Origin of the sequence: Paracoccus alkenifer (assembly GCF_900108405.1) — a bacterium.
Lineage (GTDB): Bacteria > Pseudomonadota > Alphaproteobacteria > Rhodobacterales > Rhodobacteraceae > Paracoccus > Paracoccus alkenifer.
Genome location: NZ_FNXG01000004.1, coordinates 37,180 through 62,703 on the forward strand (window position 1 = coordinate 37,180; position 25,524 = coordinate 62,703).

The 25,524-nt window shown below is 69.8% G+C and carries 16 protein-coding genes; 4 read left to right on the forward strand and 12 right to left on the reverse strand.

Annotated elements, in window-relative coordinates:
* Window positions 1-30: 30 nt before the first annotated feature.
* From BLW83_RS10680 to BLW83_RS10725, 10 genes are all read right to left on the reverse strand, one after another.
* Window positions 31-1,104 (reverse strand): branched-chain amino acid ABC transporter permease, encoded by a 1,074-nt coding sequence (locus BLW83_RS10680; RefSeq protein WP_090848226.1) that lies wholly within the window; start codon window positions 1,102-1,104, stop codon window positions 31-33.
* Between the two features lie 3 nt (window positions 1,105-1,107).
* The gene (locus tag BLW83_RS10685; protein ID WP_090848227.1) at window positions 1,108-1,995 is read right to left on the reverse strand and encodes a branched-chain amino acid ABC transporter permease; all 888 of its coding nucleotides are present in this window, start codon (window positions 1,993-1,995) and stop codon (window positions 1,108-1,110) included.
* Window positions 1,996-1,997: 2 nt separating this feature from the next.
* Window positions 1,998-3,935, reverse strand: coding sequence for an AMP-binding protein (locus BLW83_RS10690; protein WP_090848228.1), 1,938 nt, complete (start codon window positions 3,933-3,935; stop codon window positions 1,998-2,000).
* Window positions 3,932-4,825 (reverse strand): ABC transporter ATP-binding protein, encoded by an 894-nt coding sequence (locus tag BLW83_RS10695; protein ID WP_245728804.1) that lies wholly within the window; start codon window positions 4,823-4,825, stop codon window positions 3,932-3,934. The genes BLW83_RS10690 and BLW83_RS10695 overlap by 4 nt, the downstream gene beginning before the upstream one ends.
* A gap of 507 nt (window positions 4,826-5,332) precedes the next feature.
* Window positions 5,333-6,163, reverse strand: a complete 831-nt coding sequence (gene panB / locus BLW83_RS10700) for a 3-methyl-2-oxobutanoate hydroxymethyltransferase (protein WP_090848229.1) — start codon at window positions 6,161-6,163, stop codon at window positions 5,333-5,335.
* Window positions 6,164-6,181: 18 nt separating this feature from the next.
* The gene (nadC, locus tag BLW83_RS10705; RefSeq protein WP_090848230.1) at window positions 6,182-7,048 is read right to left on the reverse strand and encodes a carboxylating nicotinate-nucleotide diphosphorylase; all 867 of its coding nucleotides are present in this window, start codon (window positions 7,046-7,048) and stop codon (window positions 6,182-6,184) included.
* Window positions 7,048-8,598 carry an L-aspartate oxidase gene (locus BLW83_RS10710; protein WP_090848485.1) on the reverse strand — a complete coding sequence of 517 codons (1,551 nt, stop codon included), beginning with the start codon at window positions 8,596-8,598 and terminating at the stop codon, window positions 7,048-7,050. The genes nadC and BLW83_RS10710 overlap by 1 nt, the downstream gene beginning before the upstream one ends.
* A gap of 113 nt (window positions 8,599-8,711) precedes the next feature.
* A complete protein-coding gene (gene nadA / locus BLW83_RS10715) occupies window positions 8,712-9,764 on the reverse strand; it encodes a quinolinate synthase NadA (protein ID WP_090848231.1) in 1,053 nt (350 codons plus the stop codon).
* 176 nt (window positions 9,765-9,940) lie between these two features.
* Window positions 9,941-10,717, reverse strand: coding sequence for a beta-keto acid cleavage family enzyme (locus tag BLW83_RS10720; protein ID WP_090848232.1), 777 nt, complete (start codon window positions 10,715-10,717; stop codon window positions 9,941-9,943).
* A complete protein-coding gene (locus tag BLW83_RS10725; RefSeq protein WP_090848233.1) occupies window positions 10,714-12,054 on the reverse strand; it encodes an aspartate aminotransferase family protein in 1,341 nt (446 codons plus the stop codon). The genes BLW83_RS10720 and BLW83_RS10725 overlap by 4 nt, the downstream gene beginning before the upstream one ends.
* Before the next feature lie 130 nt (window positions 12,055-12,184).
* Between BLW83_RS10725 and BLW83_RS10730 the strand changes: the two genes are divergently transcribed.
* On the forward strand, window positions 12,185-13,072 hold the full coding sequence (locus BLW83_RS10730; protein ID WP_090848234.1) for a MurR/RpiR family transcriptional regulator: 888 nt from the start codon (window positions 12,185-12,187) through the stop codon (window positions 13,070-13,072).
* A 33-nt stretch (window positions 13,073-13,105) separates the two neighbouring features.
* On the opposite strand, the gene BLW83_RS16015 is transcribed toward BLW83_RS10730, so the two are convergent.
* On the reverse strand, window positions 13,106-15,106 hold the full coding sequence (locus BLW83_RS16015; protein ID WP_090848235.1) for a Hint domain-containing protein: 2,001 nt from the start codon (window positions 15,104-15,106) through the stop codon (window positions 13,106-13,108).
* Window positions 15,107-15,449: 343 nt separating this feature from the next.
* Here BLW83_RS16015 and BLW83_RS10740 point away from each other — a divergent pair, with 343 nt between their 5' ends.
* The 3 genes from BLW83_RS10740 to BLW83_RS10750 all read left to right on the forward strand — a co-directional run bounded on the left by BLW83_RS10740 (window position 15,450) and on the right by BLW83_RS10750 (window position 24,361).
* Entirely contained in the window at window positions 15,450-20,987 is a 5,538-nt protein-coding gene (locus BLW83_RS10740; RefSeq protein WP_218139121.1) for an alpha-2-macroglobulin family protein, read from the forward strand.
* Window positions 20,988-21,039: 52 nt separating this feature from the next.
* Window positions 21,040-23,106: a penicillin-binding protein 1C gene (gene pbpC, locus BLW83_RS10745; protein ID WP_090848486.1), complete on the forward strand. Its 2,067-nt coding sequence runs from the start codon at window positions 21,040-21,042 to the stop codon at window positions 23,104-23,106.
* A 142-nt stretch (window positions 23,107-23,248) separates the two neighbouring features.
* The gene (locus tag BLW83_RS10750) at window positions 23,249-24,361 is read left to right on the forward strand and encodes a polyhydroxyalkanoate depolymerase (RefSeq protein WP_143042824.1); all 1,113 of its coding nucleotides are present in this window, start codon (window positions 23,249-23,251) and stop codon (window positions 24,359-24,361) included.
* 57 nt (window positions 24,362-24,418) lie between these two features.
* Here BLW83_RS10750 and dctP read toward each other — a convergent pair whose 3' ends face one another.
* The gene (gene dctP, locus BLW83_RS10755) at window positions 24,419-25,510 is read right to left on the reverse strand and encodes a TRAP transporter substrate-binding protein DctP (RefSeq protein WP_218139128.1); all 1,092 of its coding nucleotides are present in this window, start codon (window positions 25,508-25,510) and stop codon (window positions 24,419-24,421) included.
* Window positions 25,511-25,524 lie beyond the last annotated feature (14 nt).

Consider the following 25,524-nt stretch of genomic DNA (forward strand, 5'->3'; position numbering starts at 1 on the left):
GTATTTCCTCCCCTTGGTTGTCGTCTCTTGTCACTGCCTTGCGTGGCGGAACGGCCAGACCAGCAGGTAATTGCGGATATTGCTGTAGATTTTCGCCAGCCCCAGCGGCTCCAGCAGCAGGAACCCCATGATCAGTCCGCCATAAAGCATCAGCGGCAGATGGGCGCGCAGGTCGGTGGGGATGGCCACGCCGAACTGGTCGGCGGCCAGCCCGATCAGCTGGTTCAGCACGATGGGCGCGAACAGGATCAGCCCCACCCCCAGGAACCCGCCCAGCACCGAGCCAAGCCCCCCCACGATCACCATGGCGACCAACTGGATCGACAGGTCCAGATGGAACTGGTCGGGCGAGATGGTGCGATAATAGCAGACCGCCAGCACCGCCCCGGTCATGCCGCCGATGAACGACGATACCCAGAACGCCAGCAGCTTGTAGCGGAACGGGTCAACCCCGATGATCGAGGCGGCATAGTCCTTTTCCCGCACCGCCGCGAGCGCGCGCCCGAACGAGGTGCGCCGCACGTTCAGCATGAACAGGGTCAGCACCGCGCACAGCGCCAGCGCCACATAATAGGGCGCGCGGTCGCCCTGGATGGCGATACCCAGAAAGCTGGTGCGCGGCACCGACAGCGCCGCCTGTGTGCCGCCAGAGATCGCCGGCACCTGCACGATGACGAAATCGACGATATACTGCATCGCCAGCGTCGCCATCGCCAGATACAGCCCCTTGACCCGCAAGGCGGCCGCCCCGAACACCACCCCGATCGCGGCCGAGGCCAGCCCGCCCACGATCATCGCCAGCTCGAACGGCAGCCCGGCCCGCATCGCGTGGACCGAGGCATAGGCGCCAATCCCGATCACCGCGCCATAGCCCAGGTGGATCTGCCCGGCGCCGCCCATCAGCAGGTTCAGCCCCATCGCAGCCATCGACCAGATGATCAGCGGCAGCAGATAGCCCACCACGAACAGCCGGTCGACCAGGAACGGCGCCACCAGCAGCAGGGCAAAGATCACGATCACCGCCCAGCGGTCGGTCGGCAGTTTCCACAGCCGCCGCTCGTCCTGATAGCGGGTAAAGCTGATGCCGGCGCGTCTGTAGATCATCGCTCAGACCCTCTCGATATGTTCGCGGCCGAACAGCCCGTGCGGGCGGAACAGCAGTGTCAGCAGGATGATGGCCGAGGCGACGACATCGCGGGTGCCTCCGCCCACGATGGGGTCGAGGATGCCGGTCGCAAGGCTTTCGGCCAGCCCGACGATGATCCCCGCGATCAGCACGCCGACGATGGAATCCAGCCCGCCCAGAATGGCGATGGCCAGCGCCTTGATCAGCAGCAGCGACAGCGACCAGTCCACCCCCTGCGTGGCGCCCCAAAGCACGCCCGAGGTCGTGGCCATGCAGGCCGACAGCCCCCACGCCACCGCGATGGCGCGTTCAACGCGGATCCCCACCGACCAGCTGGCGGTCTGGTTGTCGCTGACCGCGCGCATGATGATGCCGAAGCGGGAATTGAAGAACAGGATCGACAGCAGGATCAGGCCCAGCGACACGCCGCCCCCGATCAGAATGGCGCGGTTCAGCAGCAGCTCGCCCACAAAGATCGGCGCGTTCGAGATGCCCAGATCCAGCCGCTTGACCGCGGCGCCGAAAAAGCCGGGGATCACCCCGCGCAGGAAAATCTCAAGCCCGATGGTCAGCATGATGACCATGATCACCGGCTGCCCGATCATCCGCCGCAGCGCCACACGTTCCAGCGCGACGCCGAACGCGAACATCACCGCCAGCGCCAGCGGGATCGCCACCCACATCGACAGGCCAAAACTGTTGGCCAGCACGACGACCGTATAGGCCCCCATCATCGCCAGCGCGCCCTGCGCCAGATTGGCGATGCCCGAGGTCTTGTAGATCAGCACGATGCCCGCAGACAGCAGCGCATACATCAGCCCGACGAACACGCCGTTCAGGGCCAGTTCCAGCAGCAGGATCATGTCCATCTTCAGACCCTCCGGATCACGAGGTTGCGGCGCAGCGTGCCCTCGCGCCCGTCCTCATAGGTGATTTTCGCGTCGAAGATGACCTCGTCCGACCCGTCGTAAAGCGCGGCGACCAGCGCCGCATAGGTCTGTTCGATCACCTTGCGGCGCAGCTTGCGGGTGCGGGTGATCTCGCCGTCGTCGGCATCGAAATCCTTGTGCAGGTTGACGAAGCGGCGGATCTTCAGCCCGTCGGGCTGCAATTCGTTCATCCGCGCGATCTCGCCCGCGACCAGCTCCAGCATCTCGGGTTTCTGCGACAGCTCGGCATAGGAGGAATAGGAAATCGAGCGCTGCTCCGCCCAGTGCCCCGCCGCCTCGTAGTCGATGCAGACGATGGCGGTCAGTTCCTCAAGCCCGGCGCCAAGAATGGCGACGTTGCGGATATAGGGCGAAAATTTCAGCCGGTTCTCGATGAAGGTAGGGATAAAGCGCTGCCCCTGCGCGGTTTCCACCAGCTCGCTGACCCGACCCAACACCACCAGATCGCCGCTGTCCTGAATATGGCCGGCGTCGCCCGTGCGCAGGAACCCGTCCGGGGTCAGCGCCTCGGCCGTGGCCTCGGGGTTGTCGGCATAGCCGTGGAACACCGAGGCCGAGCGGATCAGGATTTCGCCCGAATCCTCGATGCGGACCTCGACCCCCGGCATGGCGCGGCCCACAGTGTCGATACGCACGCTGCCCTCGACCTGCGCGGCCGACAGGGCGCAGGTCTCGGTCTGGCCGTAGAACTGCTTGAGCTTGATGCCGAGCGCGCGAAAGAACAGGAACGTATCCTCGCCCATCGCCTCGCCGCCGGTAAAGGCGCGCTCGGCCCGCGACAGCCCCAGATAATCCTTGAGCGGACCATACATCACAAAGCTGCCCACCGCCTCGCGCAGGCGTTCAACCGCGCTGGGGCGATAGCCTTTCAGGCGCTTGCGCTCCAACTCGATCGCGCGGGGGATGAACCAGTCGTAAAGCCGGCGTTTCAGCGGGGTGGAATCGGCCATGCCGACCTGAATCCGGGTCAGCATTGCGTCCCACGCCCGCGGCGCGGCCAGATAGAAGGTCGGCGCGACCTCGCGCAGGTCGTGCAGCGCGGTTTCCGCCCGTTCGGGGATGTTGATCGTGGCCTGCAACAGCACGCCCGCGCCCAGCGTAAAGACGAAATCCCCGACCCATGCGGTGGGCAGATAGGCGAACAGGGTCTCTCCGCGCTGGAAATACCCGCCGGCCTCGGCGTTGGCGATGCCGCCGACGATGTTGGAATGCAGCAGCGGGATGCCCTTGGGCGTGCCCGTGGTCCCGGACGAATACAGCAGCACCGCCGGATCGTCGGGCCGCGCCCGCGCCACCAGATCGGCGGCCAGCCCCGGTTCCGCCGCCAGCCGCGCCCGCCCGCGGTCCGCAACCTCGGACAGCGCGATCAGCCCCGGCTCGACATAGCCGGCAAGCCCGCGCGGATCGTCGTAGATGATGGTCGAGGGGCGGCCGATGCGGCCGCGCAGGTCCAGCAGCTTGTCGACCTGTTCCTGATCCTCGGCCAGCGCGATGTCGGGCTCGCCGAAGCGCACGAAGGTCTTGAACTCGTCCACCGGCACATCGGGATAGACCGGCGAGGGGAAGGCCCGCAGCGCATTCGCCGCCAGCATGGTGAAATAGATCGCGGCGCGGTTGTCGCCGACCACGGTCAGCGCCCGGCCCGGGCCAAGCCCCAGCGTCTCCAGCCCCGCGGCGATGGAAAGCACCTCGTCCAGCACCTGCGGCCAGCTCCATTCCCGCCAGATGCCAAAGTCGCGTTCGCGGAACCCCGGGCGGCTGCCCGGCTGCGCGGCATTGGCAGCCAGTGCCGCGACCAGCGTCGCGGGGGCGCCGCCGTCGGTGACGGGCCAGCCGGTGATCTTGCCCTGGATGCTCATGCCCCTGCCCCCGTGTGCTGACCTGCCTGCTGCACGGTGATCCCGGCGTGGCGGGCGGCGGCGCGGGCGCCCAGATAGGCGGTGACCACCGCGGGGTCGGCGATAGTGGCATGGGGCTCGCCCTCGGCGATGACCTCGCCATAGGACAGCACCGCCACCCGGTCGCACAGCGCCGTCACCACGTCCATGTGATGTTCGATCAGCAGGATGGTCACGCCGCGCTCATCCCGCGCATCAAGGATGAAGCGGGCGATATATTCCTTTTCTTCCTGGTTCATCCCGGCCATGGGTTCGTCGAGGATCAGGAACCGCGGCTCGGCCACCAGCGCGCGGGCCAGTTCCACCCGCTTTTGCAACCCCATCGGGATCACGTCCACGGGCTCGTCGCGGATGTCCTGCAACTGCATGAAGTCGATGATTTCCTCGACCACGCAGCGGTGGGCAAGTTCCTCGCGCTGCGCCCAGACCCAATAGAACAGCGTCGCCAGCGAGGACGGGCGCATGTGGGTGTGGCGCCCGACAAGGATGTTGTCCAGCACGCTCATCCCCTTGAACAGCGCAAGGTTCTGGAAGGTGCGGGCGACGCCCTGTTTCGCCACCCGATGCGGCGCGGTGCCGGTGATGTCGCGGCCGAACAGCTCGACCCGGCCGGCGTTCGGCGGATAGAACCCGGTCATCACGTTAACCATGGTGGTCTTGCCCGAGCCGTTCGGTCCGACAAGGCCGAAGATCTCGCCCTCATGCACCTCGACATCGACACCTTTCAGCGCCTTGAGCCCGCCAAAGGACCGCTCGATCCCGGTGCAGCGCAGGATGACCGGCCGCGCCCCGGCCGAGGCGGCGGCCGCTGTCGTCACGGGCACCGCGGTCTGAAAATCGGTTCCGGCCACGCTCTCCCTCCCCTGAAGTTCGTGGATGTCCCGCTATGAAAGGTCAGTTCATTTACTCATGTCAAGCACCTATTTCAAACGGGATGGGTCCGATGACAAAATCACGCGCTTATGCAGAGGGTATTGGCGCTGGGGCGGGAATCGCGAATAGATGAAACGACTTCATGAACGCAGGGCCTGCGGCTTTGCAGGCGGACCGGAACGACCCCGGCCGCTTACGCGCCCACGCCGTGCCGGCAGGCAAGCGGATGGCCACTGGCCCGGCGCAAGCCATCGCCGGCGCGCGGGGCAAGGGCGGCCGCGCGCGGCCTCGGGCGTGGTTGCGCGCCCTGCGCCTGTCCGGCCCCGGCACGGGTCCAGCCACGACAGCGATGCTGGCCGCGATGCGGATTCCGCGCAAGGGCGATCTTGCAGCCATGCAGGCAAAGCCGCCCGGCCCGGCGGGCTGGCGTCCACGCCCCGGCTGCGGCGATCACCCGCCCGCTGCCGGGGCAATACGACGCTTGTTCAGCCGTTTTTCAGCTCGGCGGCAAAGCTGTGTTCGGGGCCGGGAAAGCTGCGGGCGCGGACCTCGGCGGCATAAGCCTCGATCGCCTTGTCCGCGTCCTGCCCCAGCTGCGCATAGCGCTTGACGAATTTCGGGCGAAAGGCGGTGAACATGCCCAGCATGTCGTCGATGACCAGCACCTGCCCGTCGCAATCAGGCCCCGCGCCGATGCCGATGGTCGGCACCGCGATCTCGCGCGAGATCCGCGCGCCCAGCTCGGCGGGCAGTTTTTCCAGCACCACCGCAAAGGCGCCGGCGTCGGTCACGGCCTGCGCATCGGCCAGCACCTGATCGCCCTCGGCGCCGCGGCCCTGCACCTTGTAGCCGCCCAGCGTGTTGACCGACTGCGGCGTCAGCCCGACATGGGCCATCACCGGGATGCCGCGGGCGACCAGAAAGCGCACGGTGTCGGCGATATGGACCCCGCCCTCAAGCTTGACGGCCTGACAGCCGGTCTCGGCCATCAGCCTTGCGGCATTGCGGAACGCCTGTTCGGGGCTTTCCTCGAACGCGCCAAAGGGCAGGTCCACCACCATGCAGGCCCGCGACAGCCCGCGCCCCACCGCCTGCCCGTGCAGGATCATCATCTCCATGGTGACGCCCAGGGTCGAGGGCAGCCCGTGCAGCACCATCCCCACGCTGTCGCCGACCAGCACAAGATCGCAGTGGCGGTCCACGATTTCGGCGATGGGGGTGGTATAGGCGGTCAGACAGACCACCGGCTCGCCCCCCTTGCGGGCGCGGATGTCGGCAGCGGTCAGGCGGGGCTTGCGGTCGGGCGTGGCACTCATGTCACTTTCCTCCAACAGTCAGAAATCAAGGCCAAGATCCAGCGTCCGGCTGGAATGGGTCAGTGCGCCCACCGAGATATAATCGACCCCGGTCGCGGCCACCTCGGCGATGCGGTCCAGCCGCATGGTCCCCGAGGCCTCCAGCACGATGCGCCCCATAGCCATGGCGACGGCATCGCGCAGCATGGGCGTGGTCATGTTGTCCAGCAGCACGACATCGGCGCCGCCTTCGTCCAACACTTCGGCCAGCTGGTCAAGCCGGTCGACCTCGATCTCGGTGCGGATCATGTGCGAGGCGCGGGCCTTGACCGCCCGCAGCACCGCGCGGATGCCGCCCGCCGCGGCGATGTGGTTGTCCTTGATCAGGATCGCGTCGGACAGGCTGAAGCGGTGGTTGAAGCCGCCGCCATGCAGCACCGCCTGTTTTTCCACGATCCGCAGCCCGGGGGTGGTCTTGCGGGTGCAGGTGATCCTTGTGCTGGTGCCGCGGGTTTCGGCGACGAAAGCCGCGGTCTGGGTCGCGATCCCGGACAGCCGCCCGGCAAAGTTCAGCGCCACCCGCTCGGCCGACAGGATCGAGGCCGCCTCGCCCTCGATCTCGGCCAGCACGTCGCCCACGGCAAAGGCGCTGCCGTCGGGGATCAGCACCCGCAGCCGCAGGTCCGGGTCGATCAGCCGGAACGCAATCGCCGCCAGTTGCAGCCCCGAGGCAACGCCGGCCTCGCGCGCGCGGATGCTGGCCTGATAGCGCGTGCCGGCGGGGATCACCGTGCGGGTGGTGATGTCGCCGTAAGTGCCCAGATCCTCGGCCAGCGCGGCGCGGACCAGCGGCTCGATCACCATGTCGGGCAGGGGCGGCATCAGGACGGGTTGGTCGGTGGTCATCATGTCTCCTCGGGCAGGGGGCGCAGGGCCAGCGCCTCGGCCAGCGTCATGCGGCTGCGGCGGCCGGTGGCGCCGTCGATGTCGGGAAAATCGCGGCGGCAATGCGCGCCCCGGCTTTCGCGCCGGGCCAGCGCGGCGGCAGCGATCAGCGAGGCGGTGGCGGTCATGTTCAGCAGCGGCTCGCAACCGGGCTGCGCGGATTCCACGGCGGCGATTTCGCGCAGGGTGCGGGTCAGCCCCTCGGCATCGCGGATCACGCCGGCGCCGGCGGTCATCGCCGCGCGCAGCCGGGCGACCAGCTGCGGGTCGGGCAGTTCGGCCGCGCCGGTGATCGGCAGTTCCACCGGCGGCGCGTCCTGCGGCTGCGTCACCGCCGCTGCAATCGAATCCGCCGCAGCCGTGCCGAACACCACCGCTTCCAGCAGCCCGTTCGAGGCCAGCCGGTTCGCCCCATGCAGCCCGGTCGAGGCCGCCTCTCCGGCGACCCACAGCCCGGGCAGCGAACTGCGCCCCTGCCGGTCGCAGGCGACGCCGCCCATGTGGTAATGCGCTGCCGCCACCACCGGAATCGGTTCGCGCAGCGGGTCGATGGAGTTGCGGCGACAGGCGCCGGCCACAGCGGGAAAATCCGTCAGGATGCGCGCGCCCGGCGCCTTGCGCGCGTCCAGCGCCGGACGCAGCCCCGCCTGCGTCTGTGCAAAGATCGCGCGCGCCACCACGTCGCGGGCCGCAAGCTCGGCGTCGGGATGCAGCCCCGGCATGAAGCGTTCGCCCAGCCGGTTGACCAGCTGCGCGCCTTCGCCCCGCAGCGCCTCGGTCGCCAGCGGCGCGGGGTCATCAGTGCAGTCGATGGCGGTGGGGTGGAACTGCACGAACTCGGCATCCGCGACTACCGCTCCCGCCCGCGCCGCCATGCCCAGCGCCTGCCCGCAGATCCGCGCCGGGTTGGTGGTGCACGCATAAAGCCCCGCCGCACCCCCCGCCGCCAGCAGCACCGCCGGCGCGCGCAGCAGCACAGGCGCCGAGCCCCCGGCCCCCATCAGCCGCACGCCGGTGACGCGACCGTCCTTGACCGCCAGCCCGGTGGCGATCACCCCTTCCAGCACCTGAACCGAGGGCGCCGCCCGCACCGCCGCGATCAGCGTGCGGGTGATCTCGGCCCCCGCCTGATCGCCGCGCACCCGCACCACCCGGGCAAACCCGTGCGCGGCCTCGCGCGACAGCACATAGCCGCCGCCCTCCGAGCGGTCGAAGGGCGCGCCGATCCCGGCCAGCGCGCGGATCTGCCCCGGCGCCTGCGCAGTCACGAAATCCGCCACCGCCGCATCGACCAGCCCGGCCCCGGCGCGGATGGTGTCGGCAGCGTGGTTTTCCGGTGCATCCGCCGGGTCCATCGCGGCGGCGATGCCACCCTGCGCCCAAGCGGAACTGGCGCCGCTGCCCAAAGCCTCGGGCGAGATCACCAGCACCGCCCGCGGCGCCAGCCGCAGCGCCGCCGTCAGCGCCGCCAGCCCCGCCCCCACGATGACGACGCGGCCGGTTTCCTGCACCGGCCACCGTTCTTCATCATGCAAATATCCCACGGGGGCGCGGGGGTGTGAAACCCCCGCTCCGGCAGCGCCAAACGCCCGACGCTCGCCGCCTGCTGCCCGCTGCATCCGCCTCAGGCCGCCAGCTGCCGCGACAGGTCGATCATCCGCTGCACCGCACGGCGCGCGGGCTCGGCCACGGCAGGGTCCACCTCGACCGCGCCGGTCATGCTGTGCAGCGACCACAGCACCTTTTCCAGGGTGATCATCTGCATATAGGGGCACATGTTGCACGGGCCCAGGAACTCGACCTCGGGCAGCGAATCCGAGATGTTCGAGGCCATCGAGCATTCCGTCACCAGCATCACCTGTTCCGGGCGCTCGCGTTCCACCCACGCCTGGATACCGCTGGTCGAGCCGGTGAAATCCGCCTCGGCCACCACGTCGGGGGGGCATTCCGGGTGGGCGATGATCTTGAGCCCCGGGTGCCAGCTGCGGAAATCGCGCAGATCCTGCGGGGTGAACTGTTCATGCACGATACAGGCGCCGTCCCACCAGACCACGCGTTTCTGCGGCACCTGCGCGGCGACGTTCTGCGCCAGCCATTTGTCGGGCGTCATGATGACGGTGTCGCTGTCCATCGCCGCCACGATCTGCGCGGCGTTGGACGAGGTGCAGCAGATGTCGGACGCGGCCTTCACCTCGGCGGTGGTGTTGACGTAGCTGACCACCGGGGCGCCGGGGTATTGCGCGCGCATCTGGGCGATGCCCTCGGCGGTGATGCTTTCGGCCAGCGAACAGCCCGCGCCCATGTCGGGCATCAGCACGGTTTTCGCCGGGTTGAGGATCTTTGACGTCTCGGCCATGAAATGCACGCCGCATTGCACGATCACCGGTGCCTCGACCTCGGTCGCGCGGATGGCCAGTTGCAGGCTGTCGCCGACGAAATCGGCGATGCCGTGATAGATCTGCGGCGGCATGTAGTTATGCGCCAGCACCACCGCGTTGCGTTCGCGTTTCAGCCGGTTGATCGCGGCGACATAGGGGGCGTGGACGGCCCAGTCGAGCATAGTGACGACCCGGTCCATCCGCGCATGGGTATCGGCCATCGCCTGGGCCAGTTCCATCGACGGGGCAAGATCGTAATGGGCGCGCAGCTCGTCGCGCATCGCTGTCACATCCAGCACTTGGCCTCCTCCGGTCCATATGCGTGGTGCGTCTTGCCGCATTGCAGCAAATCGGCCATGGCCCGGGAACCTAGTCAGCCCGGCGCGCTGCTGCAACGAAAAAGTGACCCGGCGGCAGAGCCGGACCCGAAAGCCCGGCCCTTTGCTGTGCGGAGCCGAGCGGCCGCGGTGCGGGGCTACAGCCCCAGCCGTGCCAGTTCGGCGACCAGCTCGGCCACGCGCCCTGCATTGTCACGGGCGGGGCGGCCGTCGCGGTTCAGGCGGTTGTTTTCAAACCCGATACGGGCCTTGCCGCCCAGCCGCCGCGCCTCGACCAGGCAGTCGGTCTCGGCCGGGCCAAAGGCGCAGACCGCCCAGTCCACGCCCGGCAGCAGGTCCAGCAGCAGCTGCGCCGGTTCATGCAGATCGGCGGGCGAGGATCGCTGCCCCTCGACATAGCGGCCCAGCACGATCAGCGCCGCCAGCCCTTCGCGCGGGATCACGCCCAAATCGACGAGTTCCCCCAGCCATCTTATGTCCGCCGCGTCATAGAGGATATGCTGCACATGACAGCCCGCCTCGGCGCAGCCGGCGAAAAAGCGGCGGTTCAGATCGGTCTCTTTATCCGCCATGATCTCGCGCAGCGCGATGGAAACGGCGGCGGGGCGCAGGGTTTCGACCAGCGCCCGCTGCTCGGCAGGGGTATAGCGGCCCACGGCCTCGGTGGTGATCTGGACGTAAAGTCCCGGGGCTTTTGCGGCCAGTTCCGCCAGCAGCTCGGCGTAAAGCCCGGCGTCCAGCACGTGGCGCTGTTCGGCGTCGCGGACATGGGCGTGCAGCCCGTCCGCACCCGCCGCCTGCGCGTCCAGCGCCGCCTGCACCACCTGCGGGATGGTCACGGGCAACGCGGGGTGGTCGGCGGAGGTCAGCCGCGCCCCGTTGGGGGCCAGCATGATGCGAGGCAGCGCGGTCATGCCGCCTGCGCCCCGGCGATGGCGCCGTCGATGGCGCCGGCCAGCTTGTCCACCAGTTCCGCGATCTCGGCGTCCGAGATGATATAGGGCGGCGCCAGCAGCACATGGTCCCCCAGCCGCCCGTCGATGGTGCCGCCCATCGGATAGCAGATCAGCCCGGCCTCGAACGCCAGCGCCTTGATCCGCGCATGCAGCCGCAGCGAGGGGTCAAAGGGGCGCTTGGTTTCGCGGTCCTCGACCAGTTCGACGCCGCGAAACAGCCCGCGGCCGCGGATGTCGCCGACATGGGGATGCTGGCCCAGCCGCTCGCGCAGGCTGCGGTCCAGCAGATCGCCCTGCTGCCGCACGGCCGCCAGCAGGTCGCGGTCCTCGATTTCGGACAGCACCGCATTGGCGGCAGCGGCGGCCATGGGGTGGCCCATATAGGTGTGGCCGTGCTGGAAAAACCCGCTGCCCTGCGCGATGGCGTCATAGATCGCGCCCGAGACCAGCAGCGCCCCGATGGGCTGATAGCCCGCGCCCAGCCCCTTGGCGATGGTCAGCATGTCGGGCGCTACCCCGTCCTCGTCACAGGCGAACAGATGGCCGGTGCGACCCATGCCGCACATCACCTCGTCAAAGATCAGCAGCACGCCGTGGCGGTCGCAGATTTCGCGGATCCGCCGCAGATAGCCCGGCACCGCCGGCACCGCCCCCGAGGTCGCGCCGACCACCGGTTCGCAGATAAAGGCCATGACGGTTTCCGGCCCCAGCCGCTGCAATTCGGTTTCCAGCTCGTCGGCGACGCGCTGGCCGTAAGCCTCAAGACTCTCGCCCGTCTGCCGGTCGCGGTATTCGTAGCACGGGGCGATGTGGCTGGTTTCCACCAGCAGCGGGCCGAACTGCACCCGGCGCCATTCGTTGCCGCCCGCGGCCAGCGCGCCCAGGGTGTTGCCGTGATAGCTTTGCCGCCGGGCGATCACCCGGTGGCGCTGGCTCTGGCCGATTTCCACGAAATACTGCCGCGCCAGCTTGATCGCGGCCTCGACCGCCTCGGACCCGCCAGAGACCAGATAGACCCGCTCAAGCCCCTTGGGCGCTTTCGCGATCAGGCGGTCGGCCAGTTCCTCGGCCGGTTCCGAGGTAAAAAACCCGGTATGCGCATAGGCCAGCCGGTCCAGCTGCGCGTGCAGCGCCTGACGCAGCCGCTGGTTGGAATGGCCCAGGCACGACACCGCCGCGCCCCCCGAGCCGTCCAGATAACGCTTGCCGTCCGCGTCGATCAGATAGCAACCATCGCCCGCCACCGCGACGGGGGGCGAGGTCCGGGTCGAGCGACCGAAGATATGTCCTGTCATGTGCCTGTCCTGCGCAAGGCCGGCGCCGCCGCCGGATGCATCACGGATAGCACAGATGAACCAGCTTTGTCATTCCATATTACGGATGTATCATCGCCCCCATCCGGGCAGCCGCCACGCAAGGTCCAGCATGACGCACACACCCCAGGCGCAGGCCACCGCCACCGCGCAGATCGCCCGGCAACTGGCCGAAATCGCGCTGAGCGCGCCGCCGGCGCTGCGGCAGCTGGCGCTGTGGTTGCAGGATAATCTGCCGCTGGTCGCCTTCAGTTCGGTGCGGCAGCTGGCAGAGGCGGCGGGGGCCAGCCCGAACACGGTGATGCGGCTGGCGCAGGCGCTGGGGTTCGGCGGCTATGGCGAGCTGCGCGAATCACTGCGGCTCGATCTGCGCAGCGCCACCGACATCTACGCCGAACGGACGCGCGAGCTGCGCCAGCACCCCGGCGCCGCGCTGTGGGACATCGCCGCGCGCGCCGATCTGGACAATATCGCGGCGCTTTACCAGCCGCAGGGCATCGAGGTGCTGGAACGCTGCGCCGCGCGGCTACTGGCGGCGCGCTGCGTTCATACGGTGGGCGCGCGCAGCTGTTTCGGCATCGCCCATCACTTTGCCTATCTGGGCGGGATCGCGTTCGGCAATTTCAGCCCGCCGCCATCGCTGCCGGGGATGCTGGTTGACCAGATGGCCACCGCCGCGACCGACGATGTGGTGGTCGCCATCGCCTATGAGCATTACTCGTCCGAGGTGGTGCTGGCCTGCGACATCGCCCGCGACCGCGACGTGCCCTTTGTCGCGCTGACCGACCGGCCGTCCTCGCCCATCGCGCGCGGCGCGGCCGAGGCGCTGTTCCTGCCGATGGGGGGGCCGCATATCATGCCCTCGCTGACCGCGGCACTGTCGGCGCTGGAATCGTTGCTGGCGGTGATGGCCTCGCGTTCGCCCGAGGCCGCGCGGCGGGTGGCTGAACACGAGGCCCGGGTCCGCGATTTCGGCGGCTATATCCCGCCGCGCAGGTGACGGACCCGGTCTGGCCGGGTCCGCCGAAACAGGTCAGTTGACCAGAACGCGGCCGTTCTGCCGGTGACGGGTCGCCATCTTGCGCCCCATCCGCCCCGATGCCAGCACCCGCGCCGGCACCGGCGCCACGCCCGCGCGCAGCTGCGGGAACAGCGTCAGGATTTCTTCCAGCGCGGCGGGGCCGACCGAGTTCAGCGCCACATCGCCGGTGAACAGCGATTCCGTCTCTGCCCCGTTCGAGAACACGATCTGGTGGTCATCGAACAGGAAGTGGACATAGGTCACGCAGTCCAGATCCTCGGCAATGTCGATCCCGTCCAGCAGGCACAGCTGCTTGGCGGCGACCAGAACCTCGTCGGTGCCGAACATCTTCTGCGCGATGCGCGAACGCACCAGCACCCGGTGCTGCGGCGACACCACCAGATCGGCCAAGGGCAGCCCTTCCCCCAGCGCGCCCGCGCGGATGCGGATCGGGCGCAGGTTCGGGTTCGCGACCAGTTGCGCGGCGGTCAGGCTGTTGCCGCCGATCCAGCGGATCGCCTGCATCCCTGCATCGCGAGTGCGCACCATGTCGCCCACCGCCAGATCGCCGGCAGAAACCGGGCCGCGGTCGGTCTCGATCAGCGCATCGGCGCCAAAGCAGACGACATGCGTGGTCTCGAGGGTCAGCGATTCGCCCCCCACCGCCGCGCCGCCGTTCTGGATGGTCAGGGTGAAGTCCTGTTCAAAGCCGTTGCCGCTGCTGATGTCGTTCAGGACGCCGTCGTCCTGCTGGTCGGCGCGCATCCATTGCAGCGGGGTTTTGTAGGGCGCCTCTCCGGCCGCCTCGCGCTGGGCGTTGATGATGGCAAGGTTTTCGTGGTTGTAATAGCCCGACAGGTCCACGAAATCATTGTTGGACGGATCGCCGTCGTCCAGCGCCCCGGCCGCGATCCCGTCGTTGAAATCGGTGATCAGGTCGCCGTGGCCGGCCACAAAGGTGTCAAAACCCTCGCCCCCGGTCAGCGTGTCGGCGCCCGCGCCGCCATCCAGATAGTCGTTGCCGGCACCGCCGAACAGCACGTCGTCGCCCTCGCCGCCGTAAAGCGTGTCGTCGCCGTCGTCGCCGTGCAGGGTATCGTCGCCGTCCTCGCCATACAGGATGTCGTCGCCATCGCCGCCGTGGATAAGGTCGTCGCCTTCCTCGCCATGCAGGGTGTCGTCGCCCACGCCGCCATAAAGCGTGTCGTTGCCTTCGCCGCCGAAGATGAGGTCGTCGCCCGCGTCCCCGTAAAGCAGGTCATCACCATCTTTGCCAAAGATGATGTCGTTGCCATCGCCGCCCTCGACGGTGTCGTTGCCGGCGCCCGCATGGACGGTATCGTCGCCGGCACCGGCGCGGATATGGTCGTCGTCGGGGCCGTGCCCCGGCAGGATCGCATCCCCGTGATCGACGCGGTCGCCATCGGCATCGACGTAATCCAGCCCGATCAGGTCGTCGCCGTCGGTGCCGTCGACATAGCCGTCGCGGAACGGCATCACCACGCGCATGTTGTCGATGCCCGAAAAGGGGCCGTTGTTGTAGTTGCTGCCGCGCGTCGGCATGGTCATGCTGACGATGCGATATTCCGTCAATGCGCGCTCGCTGGCGCCAGCGCCCGCCAGCACCGGCGGCATCACGAACATGTTGCCGCTGACATCCTGCACGACCCGGACCGAGGCGGTGATGGTGCGGGTCGAGCCGTCGTCAAGAACCTGCGTGACCTGCACGTTCGAGACCAGCACCCCCGAATCCGCCTTGAGCGAATAATCCTGCCCGTTCAGCCGATAGGACATGGTGTCCGGGCCGCCCTGGTGGTTGAACTGCACCGCGCCGTCATTGCGCACGTCGTGCAGCGACAGTTGCAGGCTGCTGGCGAACAGCGGATCGCCGGCCGCGCCAAAGGTCTGCCCGCCCAGCACGCTCTGGGCGTTTTCCGCAGTATTGTTATGCTCGTAGGGGTCCATATCCGGCAAATTGCCGATATACAGCACGGTATAGGTATTCGTAGCCATCTGAAGACTCCTCGGGCCCAGAGAACGATGGGCAGAGGTCTGTCGAGACGGGACTGACGCGCAGGCAGCTGCATTCGCCGCCAGAACGGCGACAGGAAGACATCTGTTACAGACTGCAAACCGGCGTCAGACGGCGAATCGATGGGACATACCCTTGCAGGCAATATGCCCATAACAGCAAAATATCGTCAATCTCGAATTTAAACTGTTGATTAACAGCTACATGAAAGAAATTCGATTCAGAATCACCCTGCCGCAACAGCGATTGCAGCGGCGATTTCACCTGTGGCAGGATGGGCGCGACGGCGGTCCGACGCCGGGCGATTGCAACCGGGGGATGACCATGGCGCAGGTGACTCGGCAAGGGTGGCGGGGCGCGCGCGCCGCGTTCGGCATGGCGGCGCTGGGGCTGCTGGCGCTGGCGGCGCCGCTGGGCGCGCAGACGCTGCCTGCTGATGTCGTGCCGCCCGCCCGCGTGGTGTTGCAGACGGACACGGACCTGCCGGGCAACGACCTGTCGATGATCCGTCAGGTCGGGCAGGATGCCTGCGTGCAGGCATGTCTGGCCACCCAAGGCTGTCAGGCGCTGACCTGGAACGGCCGCGCGCGGGCCTGTTTCCTGAAAACCGCCGCCGGCGAGGCTGCGCCCTATGTCGGCGCGCAGTCGGGAATCGTGGCCTCGACCCCGCCCGAGATGATCGCGCGGGCCGAAACCCGGCTGGCCGCGGCCGGCTGGATCAGCGATTCCGACCGCCGGCAGCTGGCCGAACAGGCCCGGCGGCTGTCGGCCAACTGGCCCGGCGACGGCAGCGATGCGGGTGGGCTGTTGCAGCACGCGCTGGCGGCCGGCTCGGCCGAGGACAAGGTTCACTGGCTGGGCGCGCTGACGGCGCTGACCGACGCGGCCCCGGACTGGGCCGCCTTGTCGGTGGCGCTTGACGATGCCGCGGGCGATCCCGACGGGCGCCGCGACAGCCAGATGCAGCGGCAGGCGGCGCTGGCCGCGCTGAATTCATGGCTGCGCGACCCCGGCACCGGCAACGCCATGCTGCTGCTGTGGGCGCGGCTTGCCGAAGACGACGGCCGCGGCCGCGCCGCGTTGCTCGCGGTCCGGCAGGCGGCCGAAGCCGAGCCGGGCAACCCCGACATCGCCTCGCGGCTTGAACAGCTTGAGGAACGCCACGGCTTTCGCATCACCGACAGCCGCGCCGACAGCGACGGCCCCGACCCCCGCGTCTGCGTCGGGTTTTCCGAACCCGTGGCGCCGGGGGTGGACATGCGCCCCTTTGTGCAGCTGCCCGACCCGGCGCTGGGGGTCGAGGCGCAGGGGTATGAAATCTGCATCACCGGCGCCCCGCGCGGGCAGGCGCTGCGCTTTGCCCTGCGCGCCGGGCTGCCGGCCGAAAACGGCGACACGCTGCGCCGCACGGTGGAACAGTCGGTCTATGTCCGCGACCGTGCGCCCCTGGTGCGGTTTTCCGGCCGCGCCTATGTGCTGCCCGCGACCGGCGATCAGGGGCTGACCCTGAACACCGTCAACACCGATGCGGCCGATCTGGTGCTTTTCCGCATGTCCGACCGCAACCTTGTCGCGGCGCTGCGCGACAACCTGTTCGCCGCGCCCCTCGAGGACTGGAAGCTTGGCCGCTTCGAGGACCGCACCGGCGACGAGGTCTGGCGCGGCCAGCTGGACGTGGCCCCGCCCGAAGGCGGCGGCGCACATCCCCTGAACGCCGAGGTTTCCTCGCGCATCGACCTGCGGCAGGCGGGGCTGACGCTGGCGCCCGGCGTCTATGTGCTGAACGCGACCGTGCCGGGGCAGTCCACGGACCGCAGCCCCCGCGCCTCGCAGTGGTTCATGATCTCGGCTCTGGGGCTGAGCGCGTTTCAGGGCACGGACGGGCTGACCGTGGCGGTGCGAGGTCTGGGCGATGCGGCCGCCCGCGCGGGGGTCGAGCTGCAACTGGTATCGCGCGGGAACGCGGTGCTGGGCCGCGCGGTGACGGACGCGGACGGCATCGCGCGTTTCGACGCGGGGCTGGTGCGCGGCACCGGCGCCGCCGCGCCCGGCATCGTCACCGCGACCACCCGCGATGGTGACAGCATCACCGATCTGGCCTTTCTGTCGCTGATCGACCCGGAATTCGACCTGTCCGACCGCGGGGTCGAGGGCGCGCCCCCTGCCCCGCCCATCGACCTGTTCATGGCCCTTGACCGCGGCGCCTACCGCGCCGGAGAAATTGCCCACGCCACCATCCTGGCCCGCAACGGCCGCGCGCAGGCGCTGGACGGACTGCCGCTGAACGCAAGCGTGATCCGCCCCGATGGCGTCGAACACGCGCGGCTGGTGCCGCAGCCGGCGGGCGCCGGCGGCGCGGTGCTGGATTTCCCCATCCCCGGCAACGCGCCCCGCGGCGCCTGGCGCATCGACCTGCGCGTGGAAGAGGACGGCCCGGCGCTGGCCTCGGCCCGGCTGCTGGTCGAGGATTTCCGCCCCGAGCGCATCGACTTTGACCTGACCCTGCCGCAAGGCGCACTGCCCGCCGCCGCGCCCGTCGCGGTCGCATTCGACGCGCGCTGGCTGTTCGGCGCCCCCGCCGCCGATCTGCCGGTGGACGGCGAATTGCGCCTGACCCCCGCCAGCACCCTGCCGGGGTGGGAGGGCTATGTGTTCGGCCGCCACGACGATGCCTCGGACCCGGATGTGGTGGCGATGCCCTCGGGGCAGACCGACGCGAGCGGGCATTTCGCCGCCAGCGCCGAGCTGCCGCCCGCCCTGCAAACCGCCGCTCGCCCGTGGCAGGCAACGCTGGTGCTGTCGGTGCGCGAGGGCGCCGGCCGCCCGGTCGAGCGTCGCGTGACCCGCACCATCGCCCCCGCCCGCACCGCCATCGGCCTGCGCCCCGATTTCGAGGGCGGCAGCGTTGCCGAAGGCTCGGACGCCGGGTTCCGCATCGTCGCGCTGGGGGCCGACCTGCAACCCGACTCGGCGACGGTGGACTGGGTGCTGAACCGGGTGCAGACCGATTACCAGTGGTTCGCTTTGGACGGCGATTGGAGCTGGGAACCTGTGACCCGCCGCAGCCGCATCGCCTCGGGGCAGCTGGCGCTGACTGCCGACGGCCCCGCGCCGCTGGCGGTGCCGGTGGACTGGGGCAGCTATGAGCTGGTGGTGACCGCGGCCGACGGCGCCGAAAGCTCGGTCACCTTTGACGCGGGCTGGGGTGCTGCCGGCGCGGGCAGCGATACCCCCGACCGGCTGCGGGTGACGCTGGACCGCCCCGCTTACCGCCCCGGCGACACCGCCACCCTGACGCTGGAGGCCGCGGCCGACGGAGTGGCGCTGGTGTCCGTCATGTCGAACCGGCTGATTTCGCTGCAATCCGTGCCGGTCACCGCCGGGCGCAACACGGTCGAGCTGCCGGTGACCGACGACTGGGACGCCGGCGTCTATGTCGCCGCCAGCGCGATCCGGCCGCTGGACGCGCAGGCGGGCCACGCGCCGGTGCGCGCGCTGGGCATCGCCCCCGCCGCCGTCGATCCCGGCGACCGCGTGCTGACCACCACGCTGACCGCGCCCGAATCCTCTGACCCGCGGGGCGCCGCACAGGTGACGCTGGCGGTCGAGGGCGCACAGCCCGGCGCAACCGTCCACGCCACCATCTGGGCCGTCGATCAGGGTATCCTGAATCTGACCGGCTATCGGCCGCCCTCGGCCTCTGATCACTATTTCGGCCAGCGCCGGCTGGGCGTGGGCTTGCGCGATCTTTACGGGCGGCTGATCCTGCCCTCGGGCGCCGCCGACGGGGCGCTGCGCACGGGCGGCGATGCGGGCGCGGCGCAGACACAGGCGCCTCCGCCCACGGAAAAGCTGATGGCGTGGTTTTCCGGCCCGCTGACGCTGGACGACCAAGGCCGCGCCACGGTCGAGGTGCCGCTGCCCGATTTCAACGGCGAGGTGCGGGTGATGGCGCTGGCGTGGACCGAAACCGCGTTGGGGCAGGCCGACACCACCATGCTGGTGCGCGACCCGGTGGTGATGGTGGCGACCGTCCCCGCATTCCTCGCCCCCGGCGACCGGGCGCAGGCCGAGCTGCGCCTGACCCACGCCACCGGCCCTGCCGGCACCGTGCGGCTGGCGCTGGAAAACATCACGGATGCCGAGGACGCCGTAGCGCTGACCACCGGCATCACGGCCGAGACCGCGCTGGCCGAGGGCCAGTCCGTGACCCTGCCGCTGACGCTTGCCGCCCCCGACGAACAGGGGCTGGCGCAGCTGCGGCTGACCGCGGAACTGCCCGACGGCCGCCGCGTCACCAAGGATCTGTCGATCCCGGTCGAACGGCTGGACCCGGCTGTGACCCGCGCCCTGCGGCTGACGCTGGCGCCGGGCGAGGCACAGGCGCTGGACCTGTCCCGCTTGGGCGATTTCCGTCCCGGCACCGGGCGGCTGATGCTGTCCAGCGGCGCGTTTGCCGCGCTGGACGTGCCGGCGGCGATCGCGCAGCTGTCGAAATGGGCCTACGGGTGCAGCGAACAGTTGGCATCGGCCGCGATCCCGCTGATCCACGCGCAAAGCCTGACCCCCGAGGGCGCGCCCCCGCGCACGGGTGACCGTCAGGCGGTGGACCGCGCCATCGCCCAGATCCTGACCCGCCAGACCCCCGAGGGCGGTTTCGGCCTGTGGAGCGCGGAATCGGGCGACCGCTGGCTGGACGCCTATATCGCCGACTTCCTGTCCCGCGCGCGCGAATCCGGGTTCGCGGTGCCCGATCAGGCGTTCCGCAATGCGCTGGCCGCGTTGCAGAACGGGCTGAACGCCGCCGCCGACCCGCAATATGCCGATGCCGACGAAAACGCGGCCACCGCCTATGCCGCCTATGTGCTGGCGCGCGAACGCGCCGCGGTGGTCAGCGACCTGCGCTATTACGCCGACACCGGGGCCGAAGGTTTCGCCACCCCCATGGCGAGCGCCCAGCTGGGCGCGGCGCTGGCGCTGGTCGGCGATCAAAGCCGCGCGGACATGATGTTCCGCCGCGCGCAAGCGCTGTCCCGCGACGGCAAAGAGCCCAGCAACGGGTTCCGCAGCGATTACGGCACCATCCTGCGCGACCGCGCCGCGATGCTGGCGCTGGCGGCGGAATCAGGCAGCCAGGCGGTGGACCGCGAGGGCACGGTGGCCGCGATCTCGGCCGGGCTGGACGCGCGCGGCGGCTGGCTGTCCACGCAAGAGGCCGCGTGGATCGTGCTGGCCGGGCAGGCGCTGTCCACCGGGCCGGGCGCGGGCGGCGGGCTGGCGCTGAACGGCGCGGCGCTGTCCTCGCCCACCGCCGATCTGGGCGACGCGGGCGTGGTGCCCGCCACCACGCTGCGCAACGATGGCGCGGCGGCGCTGCCGGTCACGCTCAGCGCGACCGCGGTGCCGGTCGAGCCGTTGCAGGCCGGCGGCACCGCATTCGCGGTCACCCGCAGCTACTACACCCCTGACGGAGAACCCGCCGACCCCGCGCAGGTCGCGCGGGCGACACGACTGGTGGCGGTGATCGAGATCCAGCCGTTCGACTCCGCAGGCGGGCGGCTGATCCTGACCGACCCGCTGCCTGCGGGGTTCGAGATCGACAACCCCAACCTGATCTCTCAGGGCGAACTGACCGGGCTGGACTGGCTGGAGCTGACCGACTGGACCGACATGGTCGAGTTCCGGCAGGACCGTTTCGCCGCCGCCGTCACCAGCAGTGGCGACCAGCCGATCCGGCTGGCCTATCGGCTGCGGGCGGTGACGGCGGGCGAATTCGCGCATCCGGCGGCGGTGGTGTCCGACATGTATCGCCCGGATCGCCGGGGCTGGACCGACAGTGGCCGGACCTCGATCACGCCCTGAGGCGGGCCAGCCGCCCGATCAGCCACCGGGCCGCCGCACGGGCCGGCGGCTTCTGGCGCTGGCGCTGGCGGCGGGGCTGCTGGCCCACGGCGCCGACCGGGCGCGCGCCGCCTGGGACCGCTGGATCGACGCGACGGAACTGCCCGCCCTGACCGTCCCGGTCGGGACCGAGGTGCTGGCCCGCGACGGCACCCTGCTGCGCGCGTTTCCGGTGGGGGACGGGCTGTGGCGGCTGGCGCCTCCGCAATCGGGGGTGGACCCGCGTTTCCTGTCGATGCTGGTCGGGTGGGAGGATCGGCGCTTTTACAGCCACGACGGCGTGGACCGCCGCGCGATCCTGCGCGCCGCGTGGCAGAGCCTGCGACACGGGCGCGTGGTCTCGGGGGCATCCACGCTGTCGATGCAGACCGCGCGGCTGCTGGAACGCGGCCCCACCGGCGACTGGCGCGCCAAGCTGCGGCAGGCGCGGGTGGCGCTGGCGCTGGAGCGGCGGCTGGACAAGGACCGCATCCTCGACCTCTACCTGCGGCTTGCGCCCTATGGCGGCAATACCGAAGGGGTGCGCGCCGCCAGCCTGATGTGGTTCGGCAAGGAACCGCGCCGGCTGACCCCCGCGGAATCGGCGCTGCTGGTGGCGCTGCCGCAGGCGCCGGAATCGCGCCGCCCCGACCTGCCCGCGGCCCGCCCCGCAGCGCTGGCCGCCCGCAACCGGGTGATCGAGCGCGCCCTTGCCCTGGGGATCATCGACGCCGAGGCGGCCCAGACCGCCCGCACCGCCCCCCTGCCCGACCACCGCCGCGCATTCCCCGCCCGCGCCGCGCTGCTGGCCGACCGCCTGCGCCGTGAAAACCCCGGCGCGCCGCGGATCGAGACCACCATCGACGCCCGCCTGCAAGCCGCCGCCGAGCGGCTGGCCACCCGCGCCGTGGCGGGTCAGGCGGCGCAGGTTTCCGCCGCGATCCTGCTGGCCAACCACCGCAGCGGCGAGATCCTGGCCGAGGTCGGCGCGGCGCAATTCGCCGACAGCGCGTCGGGCGGGTTCGTGGACATGACGCGGGCGCTGCGCTCGCCCGGCTCGACACTGAAGCCACTGGTCTATGCGCTGGGGATGGACGAGGGGCTGATCCACCCCGAAACGCTGATCGAGGACCGCCCCGCCGCATTCGGCCGCTGGCAGCCGCAGAACTTTGACAACCGGTTTCGCGGCACGGTGACGGTGCGGCAGGCGCTGGTGGAATCGCTGAACATCCCGGTGGTGCGGCTGGCCGAGGCGCTGGGGCCGGCGCGGATCATGGCCAGCCTGCGGCAGGCGGGAATGCAGCTGTCGCAGCAGGGCGACCAGCCCGGGCTGGCGGTGGTGCTGGGCGGCACGGGGGTCAGCCTGCGCGATCTGGTGCAGGGCTACGGCGCGCTGGCCCGCGGCGGGCGGGTGCTGCGGCTGCACGACCGGCCGGGGGCCGAGGGGGACAGCGGGGCCGCGCCGGTGTTCGGGCGGGCGGCGGCGTGGCAGGTGGCCCATGTGCTGGCCGGGATCGCGCCGCCGGGCGGGCGCGCGGCAGGCCGCGTCGCCTACAAGACCGGGACCAGCTACGGGCACCGCGATGCGCTGGCGGTGGGGTTCGACGGCGGTTTCGTTGCCGGCGTCTGGATGGGGCGGCCCGACGGCACCCCGGTGCCGGGCGCCTTTGGCGGCGAATATGCGGCGCCGGTGCTGTTTGACCTGTTCGACGCGCTGGGGCCGCGGGCGGTGGCGCTGCCTCCGCCGCCCGCATCGGTGCTGACGGTGCCGAACGCCGCGCTGCCGCGGCCGCTGCGCCGCTTTGCCCCGCGCGGGGCGTTGCAGGCCCCCGGCCCCGGCCAGCGCCCGGCCGAGCCGTTAAGCGTGCAGTTCCCGCCCGACGGCGCGGTGGTAGAGCTGTCCCGCCACGCGCTGACCGTGCGCGCCCGCGGCGGCACGCCCCCCTACAGCTGGCTGCTGAACGGGGTGCCGGTCGCGGTCGGGCAGCCCCTGCCGGTGACCGAGCTGTCCGCCGAGCCGGGATTTTCCGCGCTGGCCGTCATCGACGCCGAGGGACGTTCCGCCCGCGCCGGGTTCCGGGTGCTGCCGCCGGGGCAATGAACCGCGCCCCCCTTGGGGCGTTGGTTCATGCGGCGCTGCCGGAAATGGGTATTTGGGCCAGAAAGAAGAAATCCGGCCCCGGTCCCAGCGAAATCGGCTAGACTGCAACCAAGTCGCCTGCCCCGCTGCACAGGAGGCCGTCATGGAGGAGCCTCGCACAACGAATTCGTCCACCGCCGGACCGGCCGTTCCGGCGGCCCGCCACGGCCGGCACATGGCGCGGGTCGGCTTTGGCATTTCCCGTGTTTCCGACCCCGCGCTTGAGGTCCGCGAAACAGAGCTGGCCGTGTCCGCCTTTCACGTTCTGGTCGAGTTCGACTGTCCCGGGCGCAGGCCGCGCGGCACGGTGGTGCTGCCGCCCCCGATCTCGGGCGTGTTGCCGCTGATCATGCGCGAGACCGTTCTGGCGCTGCTGCCCCGGTTCCGGGTGCTGGTGCCGGACTGGATCAATCCCCGCTTCATCCCCCTGCGCAAGGGCAGTTTCGGGCTGGACGCCAATATCGCCGCGATCATCGGCGCGCTGCGCGCGGCGGGTCCGGGGGCGGGGCTGGTGGCGCTGTGCCAGTCCGGCACGCCCTCGGTTGCGGCGGCGGCGGTGATGGCGGCGCAGGGCGATCCGGCCGCGCCGCCGGTGCTGGCACTGCTGGGCAGTCCGATCGATCCAAAAGCAAGCCCGACCAGCCTGTCGCGGCATCTGGCGGGCTCGCGCGCGTATCACCTGCAAAGCCTGGCGATCACGCCGGTGCGGCATGGCTATCCGGGCGTCGGGAGGCTGGTCTATTCCGCCGATACGCAGGAATCGGTCCATGCCACGGCGCGATTCCGCCGCGCCTTCATGCCCGGCTGGCTCAGCTGGACCCCGTTTCCCGACATGGGCGAGATCGACCGGCAGGTGCCGCTGTCGGATCTGTGCGGGATCATGATGGACGTGGATGCGCGGCATTTTCTGGAAAATATCGACGCGGTGTTCCGACGGCGGGCGCTGGTCACCGGCGGGCTGTTCCACGAGGGGGTCGAGGTCAACCCAGCGGCGATCCGCGATTGCGCGCTGCTGGCGGTCGAAGGGGCCGAGGACCGCATCGTCGCCCCCGGCCAGACTGCCGCCGCCCTTGCCCTGTGCCCCGACGCAGATCCCGCACGCCGCCGCCGGCTGCTGGCCAGGGGCTGCAATCATCTGGCACTGTTCGGGGGCGAGCAGTTCCAGCACCATGTCGCGCCCCCGGTGATCGACTGGCTGGACCGCTGGCTGCCGTGAACGAAAAAAGGGGCGGAGCCTGCGCCCCGCCCCCCGTTTTGCCCGGAAAACCCGCGATCAGCCGGCGCAGCCGCGGATCTTTTCCAGATCCGGCCCGTCCGGGGTCTGGCCCAGATTGAAGGGCGCCGAGGCGTTGCGCCATTTCGCGTAATCCTCGAGATAGGTCAGCATCGACGTATAGACCTTGGCCGAGGTCGGGTTCTCGCAGGCGACTTCCTCGATGGTTTCGTTGGCGAGGCGCTGGATTTCGGCCAGCGTTTCGTCGTCCAGCCGATTAATCTCGACCCCGGCGTCCTGGAACGCCTGATAAGCCTCGGTCGCGCGTTTTTCGGTGTTGGCCAGCGACCACAGCAGCGTGGCGTCGGCAGCGATGCGCAGCTTTTCCTGCGTCTCGGGCGACAGCGCGTCCCACGCGCCCTTGTTGATCATCACCCCGAACACCGAGGCCGACTGGTGCCAGCCCGGCGTGGACCAGTATTTCGTGACCTGCTGGAAACCGCCCGACAGATCGACGTTCGGCGTCGAGAATTCGGCCCCGTCGATCACCCCGCGCTCGAGCGCCTGATAGATCTCGCCCCCGGCCATCGAGACCTGGTTGCCGCCAAGCTTTTGCAGCAGCCGGCCCTGTTCCAGACCGGACACCCGCAGGTTCAGGCCCTTGAGATCCTCGGCGCTGCGGACCGGCTTGCTGACGGTGCGGAACCCGGATTCGTTGTTGGTCACGCCATAGGGCAGATAGACCATGCCAAAGCGGCCATAGGCCTCGTCATATTCCTCTTGCCCGCCCCAGCCGCGGATCCAGTTCACATAATCGACCGCGTTGAACAGGCTGGCGGTGGTGGACAGCGGCGAAAACGCGGCGTCGCGCCCGGCCCAATAGCCCGGCCAGTCGCCGCCGGCCTGGATGGTCCCGGATTCGACCGCCCCGAACACCTCGCCCGCCGGGACCAGGCTGCCGCCGTCGAAGAAGTCGATCTTGAGCTCGTCGCCCGCAAGCTTGTTGGCCAGGTCGACGAAATGCTTGTCGATCTCGATCAGTTCCAGCGACGAAGGCCAGGTCGAGGTCATGGTCCAGCTGGTCTGCGCCATCGCCGGGGCGGCCAGCATCGCCAGCGCCGCAGCGGTCCCCATAAGCGTCTTGGTCAGCATTTTCATTATTCTCC